Genomic DNA, 424 nt, shown 5'->3' with positions numbered 1-424 from the left:
ACAATGCTCTAATCCGCCATAACTATTCCCTGTTGCCATGGTCATAAAAGTATAGTTTTTAAATGGTGCTGAACCGAACATATTAATTTCAGCTGCACAAATTTTTTCAATATCGGCTTTTAGACGATCAATATTGGTATTGTGCGAACCAGAAATTACGAACTCATGTTCAATGCCGTTCGTCTCAAAACTAAAGCGTGTTTGATCAGCCAACTCAAATGGACTATCGATCAGTTGATCATAATGATCTGCTTTTAAAGTAAATCGACCTTTGACTAAGCTTTTTGAAGCTAAGCCTGTTGCTAACTGAAAATGCTTTAATTCATCCGGCAAGAAAACTTCGACTTCACAAGCAGACTGTTCTTGCCCTTCTAAAGCTAAACATACACATGCTGGATTAATATATAAGCGTGTCTGGTCTACA

Annotated in this window: 1 pseudogene; it reads right to left on the bottom strand. The window is 37.3% G+C overall.

Annotated features, from left to right (window positions below):
* Nucleotides 1-424, bottom strand: a pseudogene (locus GBI66_RS19355) (M61 family peptidase); the annotation flags it as partial.

The sequence above is a fragment of the Acinetobacter sp. TUM15071 genome (assembly GCF_008980925.1).
Lineage (GTDB): Bacteria > Pseudomonadota > Gammaproteobacteria > Pseudomonadales > Moraxellaceae > Acinetobacter > Acinetobacter dispersus.
This window is presented reverse-complemented; position numbering and strand designations above follow the sequence as displayed.